This window comes from Leeuwenhoekiella aestuarii (assembly GCF_004104055.1).
Classification (GTDB): Bacteria; Bacteroidota; Bacteroidia; order Flavobacteriales; family Flavobacteriaceae; genus Leeuwenhoekiella; species Leeuwenhoekiella aestuarii.
Window position 1 is genome coordinate 1 of the sequence record NZ_QOVJ01000018.1, and the last position, 21,417, is coordinate 21,417.

The 21,417-nt window shown below is 36.1% G+C and carries 17 protein-coding genes; 9 read left to right on the forward strand and 8 right to left on the reverse strand.

The genetic code is table 11. The features are described from left to right. Together DSM03_RS18660 and DSM03_RS19015 are read right to left on the reverse strand one after the other, a co-directional pair. The coding region (locus tag DSM03_RS18660) for a DUF4136 domain-containing protein (protein WP_161568075.1) at positions 1-324 on the reverse strand (324 nt) is incomplete at its 3' end. 86 nt (positions 325-410) lie between these two features. Then, a complete protein-coding gene (locus DSM03_RS19015) occupies positions 411-572 on the reverse strand; it encodes a C1orf53 family protein (RefSeq protein ID WP_161567110.1) in 162 nt (53 codons plus the stop codon). A 94-nt stretch (positions 573-666) separates the two neighbouring features. Between DSM03_RS19015 and DSM03_RS18665 the strand changes: the two genes are divergently transcribed. Then, the gene (locus DSM03_RS18665; protein WP_128762755.1) at positions 667-993 is read left to right on the forward strand and encodes a hypothetical protein; all 327 of its coding nucleotides are present in this window, start codon (positions 667-669) and stop codon (positions 991-993) included. Here the strand turns inward: DSM03_RS18665 and DSM03_RS18670 are convergent, their stop codons facing one another. After that, positions 994-2,457: a hypothetical protein gene (locus DSM03_RS18670; RefSeq protein WP_128762756.1), complete on the reverse strand. Its 1,464-nt coding sequence runs from the start codon at positions 2,455-2,457 to the stop codon at positions 994-996. Between the two features lie 250 nt (positions 2,458-2,707). Between DSM03_RS18670 and DSM03_RS18675 the strand changes: the two genes are divergently transcribed. From DSM03_RS18675 to hemL, 3 genes are read left to right on the forward strand one after another with little or no spacing between them, the layout of a single operon-like run. Continuing rightward, entirely contained in the window at positions 2,708-3,655 is a 948-nt protein-coding gene (locus DSM03_RS18675) for a 1-aminocyclopropane-1-carboxylate deaminase/D-cysteine desulfhydrase (RefSeq protein WP_128762757.1), read from the forward strand. A 5-nt stretch (positions 3,656-3,660) separates the two neighbouring features. Continuing rightward, the gene (locus tag DSM03_RS18680) at positions 3,661-4,494 is read left to right on the forward strand and encodes a glucosaminidase domain-containing protein (protein WP_128762758.1); all 834 of its coding nucleotides are present in this window, start codon (positions 3,661-3,663) and stop codon (positions 4,492-4,494) included. A gap of 2 nt (positions 4,495-4,496) precedes the next feature. Then, complete coding sequence (gene hemL, locus DSM03_RS18685; protein WP_128762778.1) at positions 4,497-5,801, forward strand: glutamate-1-semialdehyde 2,1-aminomutase; 1,305 nt, start codon at positions 4,497-4,499, stop codon at positions 5,799-5,801. A 148-nt stretch (positions 5,802-5,949) separates the two neighbouring features. Here hemL and DSM03_RS18690 read toward each other — a convergent pair whose 3' ends face one another. Together DSM03_RS18690 and lysS are read right to left on the reverse strand one after the other, a co-directional pair. Then, entirely contained in the window at positions 5,950-6,447 is a 498-nt protein-coding gene (locus DSM03_RS18690; RefSeq protein ID WP_128762759.1) for a hypothetical protein, read from the reverse strand. A 707-nt stretch (positions 6,448-7,154) separates the two neighbouring features. Continuing rightward, positions 7,155-8,849, reverse strand: a complete 1,695-nt coding sequence (gene lysS, locus DSM03_RS18695; RefSeq protein WP_128762760.1) for a lysine--tRNA ligase — start codon at positions 8,847-8,849, stop codon at positions 7,155-7,157. A 199-nt stretch (positions 8,850-9,048) separates the two neighbouring features. Here lysS and DSM03_RS18700 point away from each other — a divergent pair, with 199 nt between their 5' ends. Next, complete coding sequence (locus DSM03_RS18700; protein WP_128762761.1) at positions 9,049-9,201, forward strand: YqaE/Pmp3 family membrane protein; 153 nt, start codon at positions 9,049-9,051, stop codon at positions 9,199-9,201. A 79-nt stretch (positions 9,202-9,280) separates the two neighbouring features. Further along, positions 9,281-9,979: a lipoyl(octanoyl) transferase LipB gene (gene lipB, locus DSM03_RS18705; protein WP_128762762.1), complete on the forward strand. Its 699-nt coding sequence runs from the start codon at positions 9,281-9,283 to the stop codon at positions 9,977-9,979. Positions 9,980-9,982: 3 nt separating this feature from the next. On the opposite strand, the gene DSM03_RS18710 is transcribed toward lipB, so the two are convergent. The 3 genes from DSM03_RS18710 to DSM03_RS18720 all read right to left on the reverse strand — a co-directional run bounded on the left by DSM03_RS18710 (position 9,983) and on the right by DSM03_RS18720 (position 14,045). Beyond that, positions 9,983-10,708 carry a TapB family protein gene (locus DSM03_RS18710; protein WP_128762763.1) on the reverse strand — a complete coding sequence of 242 codons (726 nt, stop codon included), beginning with the start codon at positions 10,706-10,708 and terminating at the stop codon, positions 9,983-9,985. A gap of 181 nt (positions 10,709-10,889) precedes the next feature. Next, entirely contained in the window at positions 10,890-13,376 is a 2,487-nt protein-coding gene (locus DSM03_RS18715) for a hypothetical protein (RefSeq protein ID WP_128762764.1), read from the reverse strand. A gap of 66 nt (positions 13,377-13,442) precedes the next feature. Next, a complete protein-coding gene (locus tag DSM03_RS18720) occupies positions 13,443-14,045 on the reverse strand; it encodes a ribonuclease HII (RefSeq protein WP_128762765.1) in 603 nt (200 codons plus the stop codon). Positions 14,046-14,313: 268 nt separating this feature from the next. On the opposite strand from DSM03_RS18720, the gene DSM03_RS18725 reads away from it, so the two are divergent. The 3 genes from DSM03_RS18725 to DSM03_RS18735 all read left to right on the forward strand — a co-directional run bounded on the left by DSM03_RS18725 (position 14,314) and on the right by DSM03_RS18735 (position 20,834). Further along, the gene (locus tag DSM03_RS18725; protein ID WP_128762766.1) at positions 14,314-17,319 is read left to right on the forward strand and encodes a SusC/RagA family TonB-linked outer membrane protein; all 3,006 of its coding nucleotides are present in this window, start codon (positions 14,314-14,316) and stop codon (positions 17,317-17,319) included. 11 nt (positions 17,320-17,330) lie between these two features. Next, complete coding sequence (locus DSM03_RS18730; protein ID WP_128762767.1) at positions 17,331-18,752, forward strand: RagB/SusD family nutrient uptake outer membrane protein; 1,422 nt, start codon at positions 17,331-17,333, stop codon at positions 18,750-18,752. Between the two features lie 117 nt (positions 18,753-18,869). Next, positions 18,870-20,834 carry a putative porin gene (locus DSM03_RS18735; RefSeq protein WP_128762768.1) on the forward strand — a complete coding sequence of 655 codons (1,965 nt, stop codon included), beginning with the start codon at positions 18,870-18,872 and terminating at the stop codon, positions 20,832-20,834. The last annotated feature ends 583 nt before the right edge of the window (positions 20,835-21,417 follow it).

The following is a 21,417-nucleotide window of genomic DNA, read 5'->3' on the forward strand; positions in this document are numbered from 1 at the left end:
AGGCCCCCAGGATCCCCAGCCCCAACCATAGTTGTTGTAAACATCAACACGTTGTTGAGCTGTCGTAAAAATACTTACCAGCATAGAAGGATCTTCAGATTTTACAAAGCCTTTAGCGAGCATTTCATTTTCTATAGCACGTAAAATTCGTTTTTTGTCCAAATCAGAAATTTCGGCCTTATCTATACCAGGCTTAAAAAAAGCAAAGGTTTTATAGTTTGTAAAATCTGCACTCTGATCGTAGTCAGATGCAACACGCACAGAGTTGCACGAAGAGAAGAGCGCAACTACAGCAATAAGAAATAAGGGTTTTAAATTTTTCATAAGGATATCATTTTAATGTTTTTGAATAAGCCGAAATTCTAATTATCTATTGATATAATATCAATAATTATACCATAATCAGTGTTTTAATCTCTATTCTTATCAAAACCGTAAGGGCAATGCCTGCAACCGCTTTTACAACAATACCCTCTTTTTAAATGATACTGCTCTGTAAAACATCGGTAACCTTCTGGTGTTAAATAATAATCACCATCTTCTAACGGTATGGGTTTTTTAAAAGAATTCACTATAATAAATTTATAAAAACATTTTTTTGTCTTGCATTAAAGAATGCTTAAAACTAGGTAAGGATTGTATATTTAACGCAAGTATAAGGTACTTATGGTGATTTATATTTATACCAAGCGTTTGTTTACTAAATTTTCGGGCTGTGCGGTCTGGCCAATTATCTTTCTAAAGTCTGAAGATTTTAAGAATGATAAGATTTTTGTGAATCACGAAAAAATTCATCTTAGGCAACAACTTGAATTACTGATTGTGCCCTTTTATATTTGGTATGCAGTGGAGTTTTGTGTACATCTAATACGACTGAAATCAAAATATAAAGCCTATAGAGCCATTAGTTTTGAACGCGAAGCTTATGCAAATGAAAACGACCTAGGCTATTTAAAGAAAAGGTCGTTTTGGGCTTATTTACGATGGATTTAATTAGCGCTGAACTACCACTTGAAAATGATCAAAATTAGTGCCCCCAAAAATTATTTGAAAGTCAAAATTTCCTCCAAAACCACGACCAAAGAGATTAATGGTATGAGTGCCAGGGGTAAGTTGAACATAAGTTGATCCACTTAGGTAATAGAATCCATTTGCATAAGTTCCATTAGTATCTGGGCGATTTGCATAAGTTCCTGTGTCGTAACCATATGGTCGGGTGTTATCTCCATCAACTTCTATCCATCCTCTAAACAATCTTGGCTTACCATCTGTAATTGTGGAACCATCGTTTCTAAATAATTGGACACTAAATTGGTAGTTAATAAATACCAAAGAGTTTTGAGATAGGGTTATTGAAGTATTGTAAAGTGTGGTATTTACTCCAGCGCCCGTACTAGAATTAACAGTGTTTCCTGTAGTGAAATTATATTCATTTACCGGCATATAAGTTTGTACTAGAGAAGGTTGTAAAACCATAGTGCCGTTATCATCAACATAAACAGGCATAGGATCTCCTGCGACATTTTCTGCATTATTTGCATTAGACAAACCATCTGTACGTATTGTAGAGTTAGTTCCTCCAATATGAAGCTTTTCTTGAGGAGTTCCCTGAGAAATACCTACACGGTCACTACCTCCGTCTATAAAAAGAGCATTGGTTTCGTTGTTAGATTCAATTCTTAAATCGAGGTCAAGTCCTTTCTCATTAAAAATTGTTGTGCTATTAGCAGCGATACGATGGTTGTAGGTATTGTTTTCATTCAATTCTAAAATACCATCATCATTTGATGAATACAATTTGCCAGTTATGTCACTTGTGTTTGCATCACCTTCGAAAACAGCAATAGATTTGCTGAAAGATGTGGTTTGATCATTATTAAATATTGCAGCAGTAGTCAATAAGGTAGGGTCATTTTGATTTCCACCTGTAGCGATAGTCAAACCGGTATTTGTTCCTGATTCCTGAAAGATTGATGCGTCATAAAAATCACCACTATTTCTAAAAGATAGTCCTACTTCTGTTACATTATTAGTTCGCTTTAGAGCAATCGCATTTCTACCGATGTTTCCTTCAAAATCTAGTGTCTTATCTTCTTGGCTAACAATACGATCAGTTTGTAGCGTGCCATCTGTGGTGTAGATGTTTTCACCACTAGCACCTATAGCAACCCATTGTGTGCCATCCCAGTAATAAAAGCCTTTGCCGGTGGTTGTATTGGTGTTATAAACCATAAGACTTTCACTGGTTGAAAGATTTCCAGTAACAGGTGCTTGTGTAGATAAATCCTCAATATTCACTCTAGGTATTAAAACACCTTTATCTGTACTTGTGATATCAAGAAGAGAACCTTCTGATGGAGAGGTTGTTCCAATTCCAACTTGAGCGTTAGAAATAATTGAAACTAAAAATATCCAAACTAGATATTTAATTTTAGGGTAGGGGATGACATTTTTCATAATTCGGTTAATCTAATGATGCGGGGACAACCGGTTATCAATAATAATTTCTTATGCAAAACTATGCTTTTGAACTGAATAAACTATCATTTAATCGATTTATCTACATGTTTTTGCAAGTGAATTCGATTGACACTAAGTGCTTTAATACAAAACTTGCTGTTTCGGTTGAGGTCCTTATTCGCGAATTGTAATCGTTTATTAGGGCGTTTGTAATCGCGAGCTTACTTTTGTTTCACAGATACGAAATATGATTGATGTAAGTTTTTTTGAAAACGATTTATATTCTGTAGAAATTCAAAAACTCGAAAAGCTATTAAAGCCTAATAGCTCGATTGAAGTAGCTATTAAGCGTGAAGACCTAATTCACGATAGGGTTTCTGGGAATAAATTCAGAAAGCTTAAATACAATGTTATAGAAGCAAAAAATCAAAAGCAAGAAACTCTATTGACTTTTGGAGGTGCTTTTTCAAATCATATTGCAGCTGTGGCTAAGGCAGGTGAATTGTGCGGCTTTGAAACAGTAGGTGTTATTAGAGGGAAAGAGCTGGGTGATAATTTACTACAGACACTTCAGCAGAATGAAACTTTGAAATTTGCGAATGCGTGTGGGATGAAACTCCACTTTGTAAGTAGATCTGAATACCGTGAAAAGCATGCGGCTTCCTTTTACGAAAATTTGAAAGTTGAATATGGTGATTTTTATTTGATTCCTGAAGGTGGAACAAATAATCTGGCCGTAAAAGGCTGCGCCGAAATATTAAATTCAGATACTTCGAGTTACGATGTTATTGCCTGTGCTGTAGGAACAGGAGGTACAATTGCAGGAATTATAGAAGGCAGTTTGTCTCACCAAAAAGTTTTGGGTTTTCCAGCTTTAAAAGGAGATTTCCTTAAGGAAGAAATTAAAATGTATACTTCAAAAACTAATTGGGACCTGATCAATGATTATCATTTTGGAGGGTATGCAAAGGTAAATTCAGCTTTAATTAGTTTTATAAATTCCTTTAAAGAAAAGCACAATATTCAGCTAGACCCAGTCTATACGGGTAAAATGATGTATGGTCTTACAGAACTAATTGAGAATGGGTTTTTCTCTGAAAATACCCGTATTTTAGCCGTTCATACAGGAGGCCTTCAAGGGATTTCCGGTATGAATGAGAAACTAAAAAGAAAAGGTCAATCTCTTATTGTCTAAAGACTATGATTAAAAAAATAGGTGTTGTTCTGTTGTTAAGTACGTTGCTGGTGGGTTGTGGTGGAAGTAAACGCGCTGCCAAACGAAAAGTTAGTGTACGCTCTTCAAGAGCTGTAGAAATGCCACGATCTGATAGAAATACAGCTCCTGCCGAAACATCACGGGAAACTGAGAAAGCTTATGAGTATGCACCTTTTAATAAAGTAGAAGATTATATTGAGCATTTTGCACCTATCGCAAAAGAAGAGATGCGTTTGTATAAAATACCGGCGAGTATAACTATGGCTCAGGCTGTTTTAGAGAGTGGCGCAGGTAATGGTAATCTAACAAAAAAAGCGAATAATCATTTTGGAATTAAATGTCATAATTGGACAGGCGCTGTAGTTTATCACGATGACGATGAGAAAGGGGAGTGTTTTAGAAAATACCGGGACCCTAAATATTCCTTTAGAGATCATTCTTTGTTTTTAACCGGTAGAAGCAGGTATGCAGATCTTTTTGACCTAGACCCTGATGATTACAAAGGTTGGGCAAAAGGCTTACGTAAAGCAGGCTATGCAACAGATAGGAAGTATCCTGAAAAGCTTATTGCGATCATAGAGCGGTATGCGATGTATAATTATGATGCTGAAGTTTTAGGAAATAAAGTAAAAGAATACAAGCCAGAACCTAACGATAAAGTGGTTTTGCACACGGTAAAAAAAGGAGAAACACTTTACAGTATTTCTAGAAGGTACAACCTTACCGTAGATGAATTGAAAAAGAATAATGGCTTACGTGATAATACGATAAGCATCGGGCAGCAGTTAAATGTGATCCCGCAGTATAATGGATTTTAATGATGATTTATAAAAGAAGCAGTGCTTTGTTTGCCGAAGCACAACACGTAATTCCCGGCGGGGTGAACTCACCGGTAAGAGCATTTAAAGCAGTAGGGGGAGACCCTGTTTTTGTAAAAGAAGCAAAGGGAGCCTATTTGTACGATGAAGATGGAAACCGGCTGATAGACTATATCAACTCTTGGGGACCTATGATTTTAGGACACGCGTATCAACCAGTTGTTGATGCAGTGGTTGAAAAAGCACAAAAAGGAACCTCTTTTGGAATGCCTACTGAGATCGAGACAAAAATCGCAGAGCTGGCGGTAAAAATGGTACCGGGTATCGATAAAATTCGGTTTGTAAATAGTGGTACGGAAGCCTGTATGAGTGCGGTGCGCCTCGCTCGCGGATTTACCAAAAGAGATAAGATCATAAAATTTGCAGGCTGCTATCATGGCCATTCTGATTCGTTTTTGATTCAGGCGGGTAGTGGTGCAGTGACTTTTGGTTCACCAAATAGTCCAGGTGTTACGCAAGGGACTGCTAAAGATACCTTACTAGCTGAGTACAATAACTTAGAGCAGGTAAAAGAAATTTTTGAAGCAAATACAGACGAAATAGCAACCGTTATTTTAGAACCCGTTGCCGGTAATATGGGGTGTATTCTTCCTGCTGAAGGTTTTTTAGAAGGATTACGGGAATTGTGTGATGCTCACGGTGCATTACTCATTTTTGATGAAGTAATGACCGGTTTTAGATTAGCGCCTGGAGGTGTACAGGAATTAATGAATGTTCGCGCAGATATCGTGACTTTTGGTAAAGTTATTGGCGGAGGCCTGCCTGTGGGAGCTTTTGCTGCTAGAAATGAAATTATGGATTATCTCGCTCCGGTAGGGCCGGTTTATCAGGCGGGTACTTTAAGTGGAAATCCGCTTGCAATGGCTGCTGGTCTGGCAATGCTTACTACGCTTGATAACGATAAAAAAATCTTTAATCGACTTTCAGAAAAAACGGAATATCTTCATAAGGGAATTGCTGAAGCATTAAATAAACATAATGTTGTGCATACCATAAACAGATTGGGCTCTATGATTTCTGTACATTTTGCTGCTGAACCGGTGACCGATTTTGCTTCGGCATCTAAGGGCGCTAATGAAACCTTTAAAAAGTTCTTTCACGGTTTGTTAAATGAAGGGGTTTATATTGCTCCAAGTGCTTATGAAACCTGGTTTATTACCGACGCGCTTTCATATGAAGATCTTGATACAACGATTGCTGCTGTGGCAAAGGTTGCTCCGGACTTGAAAGAGAAGAGAGTACTTTAAAAAACGATAATCCCCGGTTTTAACCGGGGATTATTGTTTTTTATCAATATTCGTTGAACAAGCAAAAAATACGTTAAAAGAAAAAATACTTTTAACCTTGAGGTAAGTCTCGGGTGTATTTAATCTCGATTATCGAGTAAAGCAGCTCTTATTTAAGACCTTTATTTGAGTCTCTATGACGTTGAGGTCTGTTGCCTCTTTTTCCATCACGATTTGCCATGCGGTTGTGACGCTTCATTTTCAGTTTTCGCCATTGGTCAAATTGTTCTTCATTTAAAATGTTCTGCATTTTTTCCTGATGTGCAATTTGCTTGTCTAACATTGCAGCATATTTTTCCTTGCGGTCTTTATGTATAGCTTCACGCTCTTGTTCAGAAGGTTTTTCTCCATCACGCGCTTTCATTTTTGCAGCGCGTTGTTCCCAATTCGCTTTGCGTTCTTTTGCAGTAGCAAGCTCTAGGTCGTAAATATCCTTTTGTTGTTTATCATCTAATACTAAAGCAAGGGTTAAACGTTTGGTTTGCATTTCAGCGAGTTCTTCAGGAGTAGTATTCATCATTCTTTTTATTCTTTCCTGATGACAACCTCGTTGAGCTAAAGCTGTTACTGAAACAAATAAAGCAAGGATTGCGATCAAATTTTTCATATCTGTTAATTTTTACGTTATATAGCTATGACTATGATAATGGTAAAAGGTTTAAAAGATATTTGTTTTTTTTCTGATATGAGTATTGGAAATTTTCACCTTTCTGGAAGAAATACGCAATTCAAGTGAAGTTTTAATACCTATTGACAAAGCTAGAGAAATGACTTATATTAGTAGTACTTCTTTGCATCAATGGCTTGCAGAAATTGACGCTATTGTTGATCGTCATTCTCGTTATCACTTAAGCTATTTCTGAACAACAATGAACTTTTTTAATCTGGCGATTACATGTTCAAAGTTCACCCGTAGTTCACCCGTAGTTCACCCATAGTTCACTCGAGGTTCACCCGTGGTTCACCCGCGGCAAAGCTATAGATACTCCATATATACTTCAGGTCAAGTGCAGGTATTGACCTCAAAATAGCTATTACCTGTTTCAATTTATAATAATAGTGCTTTCCTAAGGTTATGAAAGCGACTAAAATAGAGTGCAGTAAAACATAACTTGGGTGTCAAATTTGGAGTCTCGAGATGTGTTTTTCGAAATGAATGTATTATGATGGTGACCTGTTAAATCTTGTTCTCTTTTTTCCTTTAATCCAAGGAGACCGCTGCTAAGCGATATGCTAACGCTTAATTCAATATATAAAAAATTAAAAGCCCGATCTCAATTAAAATCGGGCTTTACTAAGTTTAAATATTAGGTCTTAATCGACTAAAGAAACGCTAAGGGCATCTCCGTCTTTTTCAACTTGAGCGAGTTTTTGTTTGGTAAGGCCTTTAATACCTTTATCCCATTTTTTGTTACTTAAACCGCTGGCATTTTTAAGGGCATCAAGAGCCATTTCTTTTTCCTTCTTTAGAATATTGAAAATAGTCTTTTCTTCTTCAGTCATTTCTACTTTTTTGCGCTCAGGCTTCATTTGCGGGAAGAACAAGACTTCCTGTATAGATTGATTGTTTGTCAAAAACATAATGAGACGATCCATTCCAATACCTAGTCCCGAAGTAGGAGGCATACCATATTCTAGTGCTCTTAAGAAATCCTGATCTATAAATTCTGTAGCTTCATCATCACCTTTTGCAGCCAGTTTCAGTTGCTCTTCAAAACGCTCACGCTGATCTATAGGATCATTCAATTCTGAATACGCATTTGCGATCTCTTTCCCGCATACCATGAGTTCAAAACGCTCTGTGAGTTCTGGGTTCTCGCGGTGCTCTTTACACAACGGACTCATTTCCTTAGGGTAATCTGTTATAAACGTGGGCTGAATAAAATTTCCTTCACATTTCTCGCCAAAGATCTCATCAATAAGTTTCCCTTTACCCATTGTTTCATCAACTTCAAGACCCATTCCCAAAGCAGCTTCGCGTAATTCTGTTTCAGATTTTCCGGTGATATCAAAACCTGTAAATTGTTTGATAGCATCGGTCATTGTAACGCGCTTATACGGAGCTTTAAAGTCAACTTTATGTTGACCAAAAGTAGCTTCGGTAGTGCCGTTTACAGCTGTCGCACAGTGCTCAAGCAGTTTTTCGGTAAACTCCATCATCCAGTTGTAGTCTTTATAGGCTACATAAATTTCCATCGCGGTAAATTCAGGGTTATGGGTTCTATCCATCCCTTCATTTCTAAAGTTTTTAGAAAACTCGTAAACCCCGTCAAAACCACCTACGATCAATCTTTTAAGATATAATTCGTTTGCAATTCTCAAGTATAAAGGAATATCCAACGCATTATGATGGGTGATAAAGGGGCGGGCAGCAGCACCACCGGGTATTGATTGTAAGATTGGAGTTTCCACCTCAAAATAGCCTTTATCGTTAAAGAAATTACGCATCGCCGTAAAAAGCTTGGTGCGCTTTACAAATACCTCTTTTACTTTAGGGTTAACTACGAGATCTGCATAGCGCTGACGGTAACGCATCTCCGGATCATTAAATTTGTCAAATTCGTTTCCTTCTTTATCAACTTTGGGTAAGGGTAATGGGCGTAAGGCTTTACTTAAAACCGTAAACTTTTTTACCATAACGGTTTTTTCACCTACCTGGGTGGTAAACAATTCACCTTCTATACCTATAAAATCACCTATATCTAAAAGCTTTTTATAAACTTCGTTGTACTGTGTTTTGTCATCATCAGGACAAATTTCATCACGATTAAAATATACCTGAATACGGCCGGTAGCATCCTGCAATTCTGCAAAAGAGGCTTTGCCTTGTATTCTTCGAGACATTAATCTACCGGCGATGATTACACTTTTACCTTCTTCAAACTCCTGTTTGACTTTAGCTGAAGTATGATTAACGGGGTATAAATCTGCTGGATACGGATTTATATTCAATTTGCGTAAACCTGCCAGTTTCTCACGTCTGATAATTTCCTGTTCTGAAAGTTGCATATGCTGTCTTTAATCCACCGTGTGGAGTTACTTTTTGTAAGGTTGCCCTTAAATTAAAATTTACCGCTAAATGATTTGATTAGCGGCGTTTTATTTAGCCCGCAAATATAGCAACTCGCAGGCGAGAAATCAATAACTGTAACGAAAGCTTATAATTTATGACTTATAGATACATCAATCATCATAAATCAAATCAAAAATGAGTTTTCTAAGAGCTGTCATAGCTATTTTTTTACCTCCGCTAGCCGTGCTTGATAAAGGTTGCGGCTCTGTTTTAATTGTAACATTACTCTGGTTTTGTGGCTGGATTCCGGGTGTTATTGCTGCATTAGTTATTGTAAACAAGCGCTAGTTTTAAGTTGGATTTGTACAGGATTCTTTTTGGTTTTAAATCTAATGGGATGCCCTAAAATGAATTGTATCTTTGCAGTATGAATAAGAAGATTGTTTTAGAAGATCTAGGGAGGCGGGATTATAAAGAAGTCTGGGACTATCAGGAATCCCTTTTTAAAACCGTGCTTGATCTGAAAATTAAGAACAGGAGAGAGGAAACTAATCTACCTACACCGAATCATTTTTTATTTGTAGAGCATCCGCATGTTTATACATTAGGTAAAAGTGGGGATATAAGCAATCTTTTAATTTCTGAAGAGCAACTTAAAGCTAAAGAAGCCACTTTTTATAAAATAAATAGAGGGGGTGACATCACCTACCACGGCCCCGGGCAAGTTGTGGGATATCCCATTCTGGACCTTGAAAATTTCTTTACAGATATTCATAAATACCTGAGGCTTCTTGAAGAAACGATAATTCATACTATGGCAGAATACGGTCTAAAAGCTGAACGCTCACCTGGTGAGACTGGAGTATGGTTAGATGTAGGAACCCCGTTTGCGCGTAAAATATGTGCGATGGGCGTACGAGCCAGCAGATGGGTTACTATGCACGGTTTTGCATTTAATGTAAATGCTGATCTGGGTTATTTTGACAATATTGTTCCCTGCGGAATAAAGGAAAAGGCAGTAACTTCTTTAAATGTGGAATTAGGTAAAGCAAAAGTTGACGAAAAGGAAGTAAAACAAAAACTTCTGAAGCACTTTAGCGCATTGTTTGAAGCTGAATTTATTTAATAATTATTCTCCTTCAATTGCAATTTTTGTTTGTTGATTCCCGCTATTTAAAGCTGTAAGTAAATTTACACTGGTAACCTTTCCAGAAGCATCAAAGTCAACCTGTTTGATAAGCCCTATTTGAGGTGCAAACCATTGTTTTACGGTTCCGGTATTTTTATTCTTTGGTTTCATCTTAGAATTTGCTTCTATCACAAAACACTCAAAAGTCCCTGCGGGTGTATTGATTCTTTCTTGTGATTTGATACTTCTATCTGTCAAAAAGTATCTTACTTTATGGGTGATAGGAGCAACTAAAATTTCTATAGAAAAGCTGATATCTTCTAGCTTTTGACCCATTTCAGGATTAACAGGAATGCTAATGCTACTATTTGACGCATCAACTTCCATATTGCTATACTCTTCAAAAACAAATGCAGGTATTACATTTTTGTGACTAACACGTAATACCGAAGAATTACACTCCACTTCATAATAGGTTTGCTTGGTGTTAGAGATGCTATCATCTTCGGGTAGTACTGCTTTTAAAATTATCCGATTTCCATTTTGAGTTGCAAATGCAGAAGAAACCTCATATTCAGTTACTGCAATGAGGTTGTTTGCTGTGCCATAAGAAGTGAATTCTAAAGAAGTAAAATCATTTAGAGTTTTGAGATCTGAGCATAAGCTTTGACTTAAAATGCCATTGATACCAAAAATTAAAAAACAATGAGAGAGTAGAGTTTTCATAATTGCTGTTTTTAATACTTACTAATTTTATTAGAAAGGGGGAAACAGCTTAGTGAAATTTGTAGGTTGATCTACTTAAACTTCATAGGGGGCCATTTAATACTATAAAAATAACTTATTATTTTAAATAATTTACTATTCAGTTGTGAATTTAACATTTTGATTTTTAATGAGTTGAAATCTAGTTCATTTGATAGATTATAACGCTGTCTGACTCGCCTTGAGTAGTAAAGCCAAAGTCTTTAGAACTTTTTAAAGAGCCAAAATCAATTTTTGAAGCGCCATAGACCGGAAAACTAGGTAGCAGGTTGCCCTTGTCGTCGTAGATCAATACTCTTTTTTCTTGCAGATCAGTAATGCAGATGTAGTATTTATTTGAAGCTTTTTTAACTTGCAATCCCGTGTAGATGCCTAGTGCTATCTCCTGATTTCTTTTATTAATGATTAGCTTGTTTTCTATTAGTGAAGCTTCAGATTTATTGAGTTTATCAAACTGAAATCCTGCTCCCAGTTTAGGTTTTTGTCTGGTGATTTTTCCGCTTTGCGAAATAGTAACAGGGGTGCCGTCAGTTTCCAATACTAAAAAGCTATTTGAATCTTCAAAAACAGGATTATTAGAAAATGTGAATTGCTCTTTTAAAGGTATTCGGGTTTCACCACGTCTATTTAAGATCTCTAATTTCCCGGATTTTAATTGAAATAAAATATAATCTTTGTTGCCAAGTCTTATGTGCTGAGCTTCCTGAAGAATTTCAGCAGAAGCTTTTTTATATAAAAATCCATCTACCTTTTTAGCTTCTCGATCAAGCATAGTTACTTTATCGTTTTGAACAATTAGGAAACGATAATCACGGCTTCCGTCATAATCAAAAACGGCTAAAGGTTGTGTGATTTTGTCAGTATAATCGATATCAAAAGGTTTTACAAGATCACCGTCACTGGCTATGATATAAAAATGAGACGGGGTTGTAAACGCATATTGTAATCTTCCGTTTTTATAAAGATCTACTTGTTTAATGTTACCCAAAACAGGTCCGTCTAGTTCTTTTTTCCATTCAATTTTTCCACTGCTGTTTATTCGGTATAAAATATTTGAGATATCCTGCACCAAAATATCTTGCCCTTTTGTTCGGTAATTTTTAAGCATTTGAGGAGGAGAAAGCAAATCATTATCCAGTTTAACACTGGCAACTTGAACCACCTGCGCGGCCTCTTTTTTCTGATTGATTTTATGAACTGCTGCGTTTAGATAAGTGAAATCATCGGCTTGTATAAGTTGTAAGAAGCTTTCCGGGTAATTTTTGAAGTCAATATTCTTTAAAGTTGCAGCCTCTTTTTTGTCAACTTTTTCACTTATGTAATCTGCTAAATGTTTAGTGTTTCCATAGAAAGAAAGCGTACTCTCATCACTCATTTTACTTGCAAATGCTACAAAGGAAGACGTATTTGCCAGAACGGCTTCATTCTGATAATTGGCGATAAGGTCTTTTAATAAAGTTGAGTTTTTAGCAAAAACAAAATAAGAGTCTATTGCGCTGTAAAATTGTACTGCCGGCGGATCTAGCAACTCACCAAAGGCTTTTTGTAAAAAGGTAGAGTCTGAAATCGCATAAATAGGAATATCTCTGAAATTCTCTTTTTCGGTAGAAACTGAAGCTAAGCTGATTGTTGAAGTTTCAACATCAGAACTTAAAGACACAATGAGTTGCTCATTTTCTTTATATATAATTCCTGTTTCTGTAGTTGACTGAAAATATTCAGTAAATGGAATTTTAAACGCTTTAGGGGCGGCTTTTTTGTAAATAGCGAGATTTGTATGATACGTCTCCCAATCTGAATAATTGAAACTTATAAAGCCTCTACTCGTGGAAGGCGTGATACTCGCAATCTTAGATTTAGCAGGATCCATGTTTTTTAATAGGTCTAATACTTGTTTGCCGTCATTTGAGGTTGTTGCTACACCGTTTAATTGCAGCGACTCTACAGTATTTAGGTCTATATCAACAGCAAGCCATTCAAAAGGAGTTGTGTTAGAGCTGAATTTAAATTTTGGGATGATAGTTCTAAAAAGTTTTTTAAACCTCGATCCTTTTAAATAGAGGTTAGCGCGTTGTGCGTTGCTGGTTTTGATCATTTTTTCTAAAGAAGTATCAATAGGATCCCTGCCGGTATTATTCTGAAGAATTGCATTTTCTAAAATCAGTTTTGAAGTGCTGGCAATAAAAATTGAATTATAGTTCAGGTAATGTAAAGGGGTGTCATGAATAGTAATGGTATTGATGGAGACACCCTCATAATCATAAGTAGAAATTGAATTTATAAAAACAGAATCTTTAGAGACCAGTTTGGGGTTAGATTCTGTGATTAAAGCCAGGTCATAATCATTGTCCCCAAGAGCAACAAATGATAAATAAGTTTCGTCAACAGGTTTAAAGTTTTTGAAAAGTTCACTGTATTCAACTAATGTTTGGTTGAGATTTGTTTCAGAAAGAAGGTTAGCGGGATCATTTGCTTTTATGCTTTCGCTAAAGTCTTCCCAGTAAGGCACTCTAATGATAGCTGCAGACTTTTGAGGGATCAAGTGTAATAAACTGGTGTCTGTAGTTGGAGCTTTTTCGCATTTGATCAGAACAAATAGTAGACAAAAAAGTGACGCTAATTTCCTCATTTAAGTTGCAGTTTTAAGTTGGGCAAAGATAGGAACTCTATATAAGGCACTTGTGTTGAAAAACTCTTAAATATCAAGACTCAATTGATCTGGTAATTGTTTGAAGCTTTTGCGGTGATGTGGAGTCAACCCATACGCTCTAATAGCCTCTCGATGTTCTTTTGTGGGGTATCCTTTATTTTTGTTCCAGTTGTATTGAGGGAATTTCATATGCAAAGCCGTCATATAACGATCACGCTCTGTTTTAGCCAGTATTGATGCAGCAGCAATAGGAAGAAATTTACTATCACCTTTAATAATACATTCATGAGATATAGTAGCAAGAGGTTTAAACCTATTACCATCAACCAGAATATGTTCCGGAGTTGTTTTTAAATTCTCAATAGCCAAATGCATCGCTTTAATTGACGCATTTAAGATATTGATTTCATCAATTTCAGTGGGAAATATATGCGCAATCGCATAAGCTACAGCTTGTTCTTCTATAATAAGTCTTAGAGATTCTCTGGATTTATGAGTTAAAAGTTTAGAGTCAGTGAGTATTAAATTTTTAAAATTTTTAGGCAGAATCACTGCTGCGGCTGTAACAGGACCGGCAAGACAACCCCTGCCGGCTTCGTCTGTACCACATTCAATAAGATTATGTTTTGATTGAAGTTTTAAGATCATTCAAGATTATATTTTTCTAGATTAGAATTTGAGGAAAATAAAATAGTAAGCTATTTTGCTTAGATTCAACGCTTTCTGTTATTTAACACACTTCTTAAAATATTGTTAACAATTTACAGAAAAGGTTGTTTATTCAGCAAAAACGCAAGTAAGAATAGTGGGTGTTTTGCATATTTGATATGTTAAATTAAGATGCTGTTAAGAATTTTATTGCAATTCTAAGAAAGTTTTAAGATGTTTGCGATGGCTAATTCAAATAAATAAATTTATGAAATCAAAAATTACGTGGTGCTTTGCACTAGGTTTACTGCTTTTAACTCAGTTTGCCTTTGCACAGCAAAAAACAGTTACTGGTACGGTGACTGATGGAAACAATATGCCTCTCCCAGGGGTGAATATTGTTGTTCAAGGAACTAGTGTTGGTACTCAAACCGACTTTGATGGGAATTATTCTGTCCGAGCAGAGCAGGGGCAGGAGCTTATTTTTTCCTATGTAGGCTTTGAAGAGCAGCAAAAAACAGTAGGTGCAACTTCAATTATCAATGTAGAAATGACTGCTGGAGAATCTCTGGATGAGGTGATTGTAGTTGGTTTTGGCGAGCGAGAAGAGGATAAAATCTTACAATCTGTCGCCGTAGTTGGTGGAGATGAAATAGATGATATACCTGCTCAAAATCCTCAAGATTTATTACAAGGTCAGGCTTCAGGTGTTAGTATTACTTCAGCATCTGGTGTTTTGGGAGCTAGATCCAGTATTAGAATTAGAGGTGTTAATTCTTTGACAGGTGGTGCTCAACCTCTTTTTGTAGTTGATGGAGTGGCTTTAGATGATAGTGCTCAGACATTTACTTCTGGAGGAGGGGCATTGAATCCCTTAGCGACTATAAATCCAGAAAGTATTGCTTCTCTAACAGTTCTTAAGGATGCTGCAGCGACAGCAATCTATGGTTCAAGAGGGTCTAATGGTGTTATACTTATAACTACCAAAAAAGGTAAAGTTGGTCAAGCACCATCAGTCCAGTTTGAAAGTTTTGTTCAGGTCTCAAATGCTACAGACCTTCCTACAATTTTATCAAATCAACAATACGGGCAATTTTATTCAGATGTTCTTAATATCTCTAATGGGGTAAATACATTTTCTCCCGAAGTGTTAAGGGATAATTTTGGGTTAGATTTTACCGGCCCAGGCTTTGATTGGCTTGGAGGCGTAACCAGAACAGGTTATACATATACTCAAAATGCATCTGTTACAGGTGGAGGAGAGAGTAGTACTTATTACTTGGGCTTTAACTATAGTGATGCTGAAGGTTTTATTATAGGGAATGAGTTAGAAACTAGAAACTTTAGATTGAATTTGACGTCAGATATTAATGATGATCTGAGAGTTGGTGGAAATGCACAAGTTAGTTTTGCAAATAATGATAGAATAGGTGAGGAGAATAGTACTTTTGCTCCAATTACAGCAGCTCAATTAATTAGACCTAATGCAGTGCCAAGAAATGAAGCAGGAGATTTTATCCCTTCAGGCCAAACAGGTCAGAACGTAATAGGAATTGAGGCTTTAAATACTTTTTTGGTTAAAACAACAAGACTTCTTGGTAATGTTTATGGTGAGTTTGATTTTTTTGACGACCAATTTACATTTAGATCAAGTCTTGGTTTAGATAAAAGATTTGTTGAAAATATCTTTAGAAGCTCAGAGGTTTTTACTCCTGGAGGTTCTGCTGAAAATGCTATAGGGCAAGTCGAAAATATAAACGCTAATAATACTTTAAATTGGTCAAACTCTTTTGGTAATCATAATTTAGGAGCACTTGTTGGTTTGCAATATCAAAAAACAAATACGCGTTTTTTAGATGCAGCAACAACTAATTTTTTAACTGATGCGCTACCGAACGTAGGTTCAGGATCTGAGCCATCAGTAACGAGTAGTACCACAAGTGAAAGTAGTCTATTTGGTTATTTTGGTCAGCTTAATTATGACTACGACGGAAAGTATTTAGTTGAGGGTTCTGTTAGAAGAGATGGCTCATCTCGATTTGGATCTGAAAATAGATTTGGTACTTTTTATGCAGTCGCAGCTGGTTGGAATATTTCTGCAGAGTCGTTTATGGATGGAAGTATTTTCAATAGGTTAAGATTACGTGGTAGTTATGGTACTACCGGTAACGATAGAATAGGAGACTTTACATCGCAAGCTACCTTTGGATCTTCAGATTACAACGGAAATCCAGGTTTGACTAACACTGGCCCGGCACTTCCAGGTCTTAAGTGGGAAGAAACAAAAACTCTTGATTTAGGGGTGAAAATAGGAGTTTTACAAGATCGTTTCAGATTGAATGTAAATTACTATAAAAAGAATACAGACAACTTGTTGATTAATGTACCAGTTCCAAGTGCAACTGGATTTAGAAGCGTTACTAGAAATGCTGGTGAAATTGAAAACAGTGGTTTTGAATTTGATCTTGGTGTAACGGCAGTTCAGAGCGATGACTTTAGTTGGGAGTTGAATTTTAATTTGTCAACTCTTCAAAATGAGGTTCTAGCTTTACCAGGAGCGGGTACAGATGTGCAAGGCCGTCAATTTCTTCAGGGTACGCCAGCTCAGAGAGCTATTGTAGGAGAATCTGCAAATAGTTTCTATTTAATTCGTTATGTAGGTGTAAATCCTGATACTGGAGATGCAGAATGGTTAACTAGAGATGGTGATGTTACTTCAAGCCCAACACCAGATGATAGAGTGATTGTAGGTGATGCTAACCCAGATTTTTATGGTGGTTTTAGAACGACTTTTAAATATAAAAACTGGGATCTTAATGGTTTGTTTAACTTTTCTTATGGAAACGATATCTTAATTGATGGAGATAGGTTTACACGTAATGCTGATTTCATAGGGTCATTCAATTTATCTACCGACGTTCTTAATTACTGGACTGAAGATAATAGAAATGCATTTGTTCCTTCTCCAGCGAGTGCTACATTTTCAACATATCAAAGGGAGTCTACTTTACAACTATATGATGGCTCTTTTTTAAGGTTTAAAAATGTTACACTAGGATATAATTTCCCAAAGACATTTTTAGATAATGTTGGATTTATTAAAGGGTTAAGGATATACGGTACAGCTACAAATCTATTCACTATTAAAGGAGATAGATTAGATGGTATTGACCCAGAGGTTACAGATAGTTTGAATCCACTTGCTTTGGGAGAATCTTTCTTTGTTGCTCCTCAGTCTAAGAGTTATATAATTGGCGCTAAATTAACTTTCTAAAAAAAATAATTATGAAATATAAATTTTTTCAAAAGAGTGTATATGCCTTGATGCTCTTTATAAGCATAGGTTGTACAGACGAACTTGAAATCATATCTGAAGATGATGTTTCTCCAGAGATTGCTTTATCAAACCCTACAACAATAGAGGGAGTTGTTCTAGGTCTTTATAGCCAGGCTCAAGCAGCTGATGCTTTCAATGGGACGCCTCAAACAGCTTCAGAGTGGCAAGCGGATAACGCTTCATTTAAGGGATCATTTCCTACTTTTCGACAGATTTTTACATACTCAACACAGGCAGATAATACAAGTATTGATAATATTTGGTTTCAGAATGTTGACGTAATTGAGGCTTGTAATTTTTTGATTAATAATCTTCCTCCTGTAGAGTTGAATGACTTGCCCGAGGAAACTAAAAATCAATTTTTAGGTGAAGCTCGATTTATGAGAGCTTTAACGATGTTCAATATGTCAATTTATTTCGGTCAACCTTTTAATATAGGAAATGGCTCTAGTTTATCTATTCCGATAATTTTAGATGATTTTAATGGTGATACGACTCCTTTTCTTATTCCTAGAAATACTTTAAATGAAGTTTATGATCAGATTGATACAGATTTGACTTTTGCTATTAATAATTTACCTGATTCTTATTCAGCTAATGCAGATACTAGAGGTAGAGCAACATCTGGAGCCGCAACTGCACTATTAGCTCGTCTTGAGCTTTATCGTGAAAATTTTACTGTCGCAGCTCAGTTGGCAACTCAAGTAATAGAGTCGCCAGTTTACACCTTAGCTACAGATTATAGTTTTTACAATGGTCTTACTTCTGAAGATGTTTTTTCTATAATCAATATAGCTATTGATAGTCAGAATAGTAACGAAGGTTTTGGCGGGCTTACAAACCCGACTCCTGAAGGAAGAGGTGATGCTCCTTTTAGTGCTAATCTTGTTGCAGCGTACGCAGAAGAAGAAGGGGATTTAAGATATTCTGAGTTAACTCAAACGGGAGTTGATGCGGAAGGTGTAACCTCAGTTTTTACTACTAAATTCGACGATGGAGTTACTAATGCTGACAATGCTCCTATTATAAGAATTACTGAAATGTATCTAATTCGTGCAGAAGCTAATGTAAGAGGAGGAACAACAATTGGTGCTTCTCCATTATCTGATATTAATACTTTGCGCGATAGAGCAAGTTTGGATCCAGTTAGTGTTGTTGATATTGATCGTGTTTTAATTGAAAGACGTAAGGAATTAGCTTTTGAAGGGGGTCATCGAAGAATTGATTTGCTAAGAAATGGACGTAGCTTAAGAAGAGCTGGTCAAGACAATGTTAGTGATTCTAACGCTGGTGACGACTTGACTATTTTTCCAATACCTACACGTGAGCGAGATCTAAATCCAGATTTAGAACAAAACCCTGGTTATTAATTTAGTCTATAGCCTTAATATATTTAAAACCACCCGCAACCGGGTGGTTTTTTTTATGCGATACTTTTCCTTATATCTTTCCGTTTAAATACCATATTTTTGGCACAAATTTCATTAATGCGAAATCTTCTAATACTTCTATTTTTCGGTTTACTGGTATTGCCTTTAAAAGGGCAAACCTTAAAAAGACTTTCTTCGGATGCTGACAGAAATACCGTGCGTGATACTACTAATACGCGAAACTCGGTAAGACCACCAAAACAAGAGAAGCAGGAGCGACCACCTATAGAGTTGTACAAGATTATTTCTGTAGCCAATGACACTACAATTGTAGATACGTCTTTAACTATAAAGAAGCTTTACAAATACAACTATCTCAGAAAAGATAATTTTGAGTTGTTGCCTTTTTCTAATGAAGGACAAACCTATAACACCTTAGTTCACGATTTTTCAGGAGAAGAGGTTAGGCCAATTTTTGGTGCCAGAGCAAGGCATTTCAACTATATGGAAGTTGAAGATATTTATTATTATAATGTTCCAACTCCCTTAACCGAACTGTATTATAAAAGTGTTTTTTCGCAGGGTCAAAACTTAGATGCCTTTTTTACAATGAACAAATCTGAGCGATTCAATTTTTCGATTGCTTATAAGGGTTTGCGTAGTTTAGGTAAATATCAGCATATACTCACCAGTACTGGTAATTTTAGGTTTGCATTCAATTATCAGTCTAAAAATGGCAGGTATGATTTAAAAGCGCACTATGTCGCACAAGATCTTTTGAATCAAGAAAACGGAGGTTTAACCGATCAGGCTTTAACGAATTTTGCTAGTGATGATTCTCAATTTAGTGATAGAGCCAGGCTTTCTGTGAATTTTGAAGATGCTGAAAGTATATTAGATGGGCAGCGTTTTTACATCAATCAGCGTTATGATCTAATTCCGCAGAATGACAGTGTAAACAATAACCGAATTCAAGTTGGGCATATTCTAAATTATGAGGATAAGTTTTTTGAATACCGCCAGACAAGTCCTGCTACAGATTTATTTGGAGAATCTTTTGTTACTTCTAATTTGACAGATCGTACAGATCTCAATGATTTTAATAACAGGATTTTTGTAGAATATTCTAATAATTTATTGGGAACATTGAATTTTCAGGTGAATCACACCTATTATAAATATGGGTATAACTCTGTGTTGATTCAGGATGAAGGTCGAATCCCTAATTTGCTTCAGGGTAATTTAATTGCTGCGGGAGCTTCTTATAAAAAGTTTTATAAAGGCTTTCAGTTAAAAGGAGAAGCGCAAGCCAATGTTGCTGGAGATTTCTCAGGCTTTGACTTTGATGCCGAAGCGAGTTATCAATTAAAAGATAAAGCATTTTTCTCTGGAGGCATACATATCAACTCAAGCGCAGCAAATTATAATCATTTGTTGTATCAAAGCAGTTATGAAAATTACAACTGGTATAATGCTGAAGATTATAAAAATGTGAAAACGAGCTCTATTGATTTTGATATGAAATCGTCAAAGTGGCTTAATGCTTCTGCTAGTTTTGTCAACATTACAGACTATGCATATTTCGCATTGGATACAGATGGTTTTGTCAATTCATTCCAGACAGGGGATAATGTTAGCTATTTAAAGATTAAGGTGAATAAAGACGTTCATTTTGGGAAATTCGGATTAGACAATACAGTGGCATATCAGACGGTAAGTTCTGGAGGTTCTTATTTAAATGTTCCGGAAGTGGTCACGCGCAATACAGTTTATTATACAGACCATTGGTTTAAGAAATCTTTATTTGTACAAACGGGGTTGCGATTTAATTATTTCACCAAGTATGCGATGAATGCTTACGATCCTGTTCTGGCAGAATTTTATGTTCAAAATGAGCAGCAGATAGGGGAGTTCCCATTGTTGGATTTATTTTTCAATATGAAAGTTCGTCAAACGCGTATCTTTTTTATAGCTGAGCATGTAAACTCACTGGTGTCACCTAGTAATTATTATAGTGCTCCTGGTTATCCGTATCGTGATTTCACATTGCGTTTTGGATTGGTTTGGAATTTCTTTCTGTAGTTTTTGTTGTTTATTCAAGAGCAATTAGGCTTTCGCTGCTTACTTCTGCTGGCTTTTTCTTCTTACCAAGCTCTCAAGCAAGCTGCTGAATCCCTAGCCTGTTTGTTTCTTACGCTTATTTTCTGCTTTTGTGGTTTTCAGTTTTATGCCTTTCATCGAGTAAAATGTAGGTGAGTCCTTGATTTTGATGTTTTGTAAATAGAGTCAGTCTTTTTAAAATGGCAGATGGGGATACATTTTAAGTATATTTTATAAAAAGTTGAAGTTGTAAGTATTTGGTTTTAAGGTTGGAGTAAATTATTTTAAAATAAGTTTATAAAAGTGCTTGCGGGTACAGATATTGGTTCTATATTTGCGCCTCCAAAATCGGGTATAAAAAACGGTTTTACGTTCATTGTTAAGCAGACAAGAAAACTACTTCGGATAATCTTTTAGAATATTCGTTAGAGATAAATTTTCTATTTCGAGGCAAGCCTCTGGGTGCTAAACCCTTTGGTGGTGCCAAAAATAAAGTTTAAAAAAAGCTTGTTTATAAAGGGAAAAGGGTAGTATCTTTGCCCTCCGGTTTTTCGGCAAGAAAGGC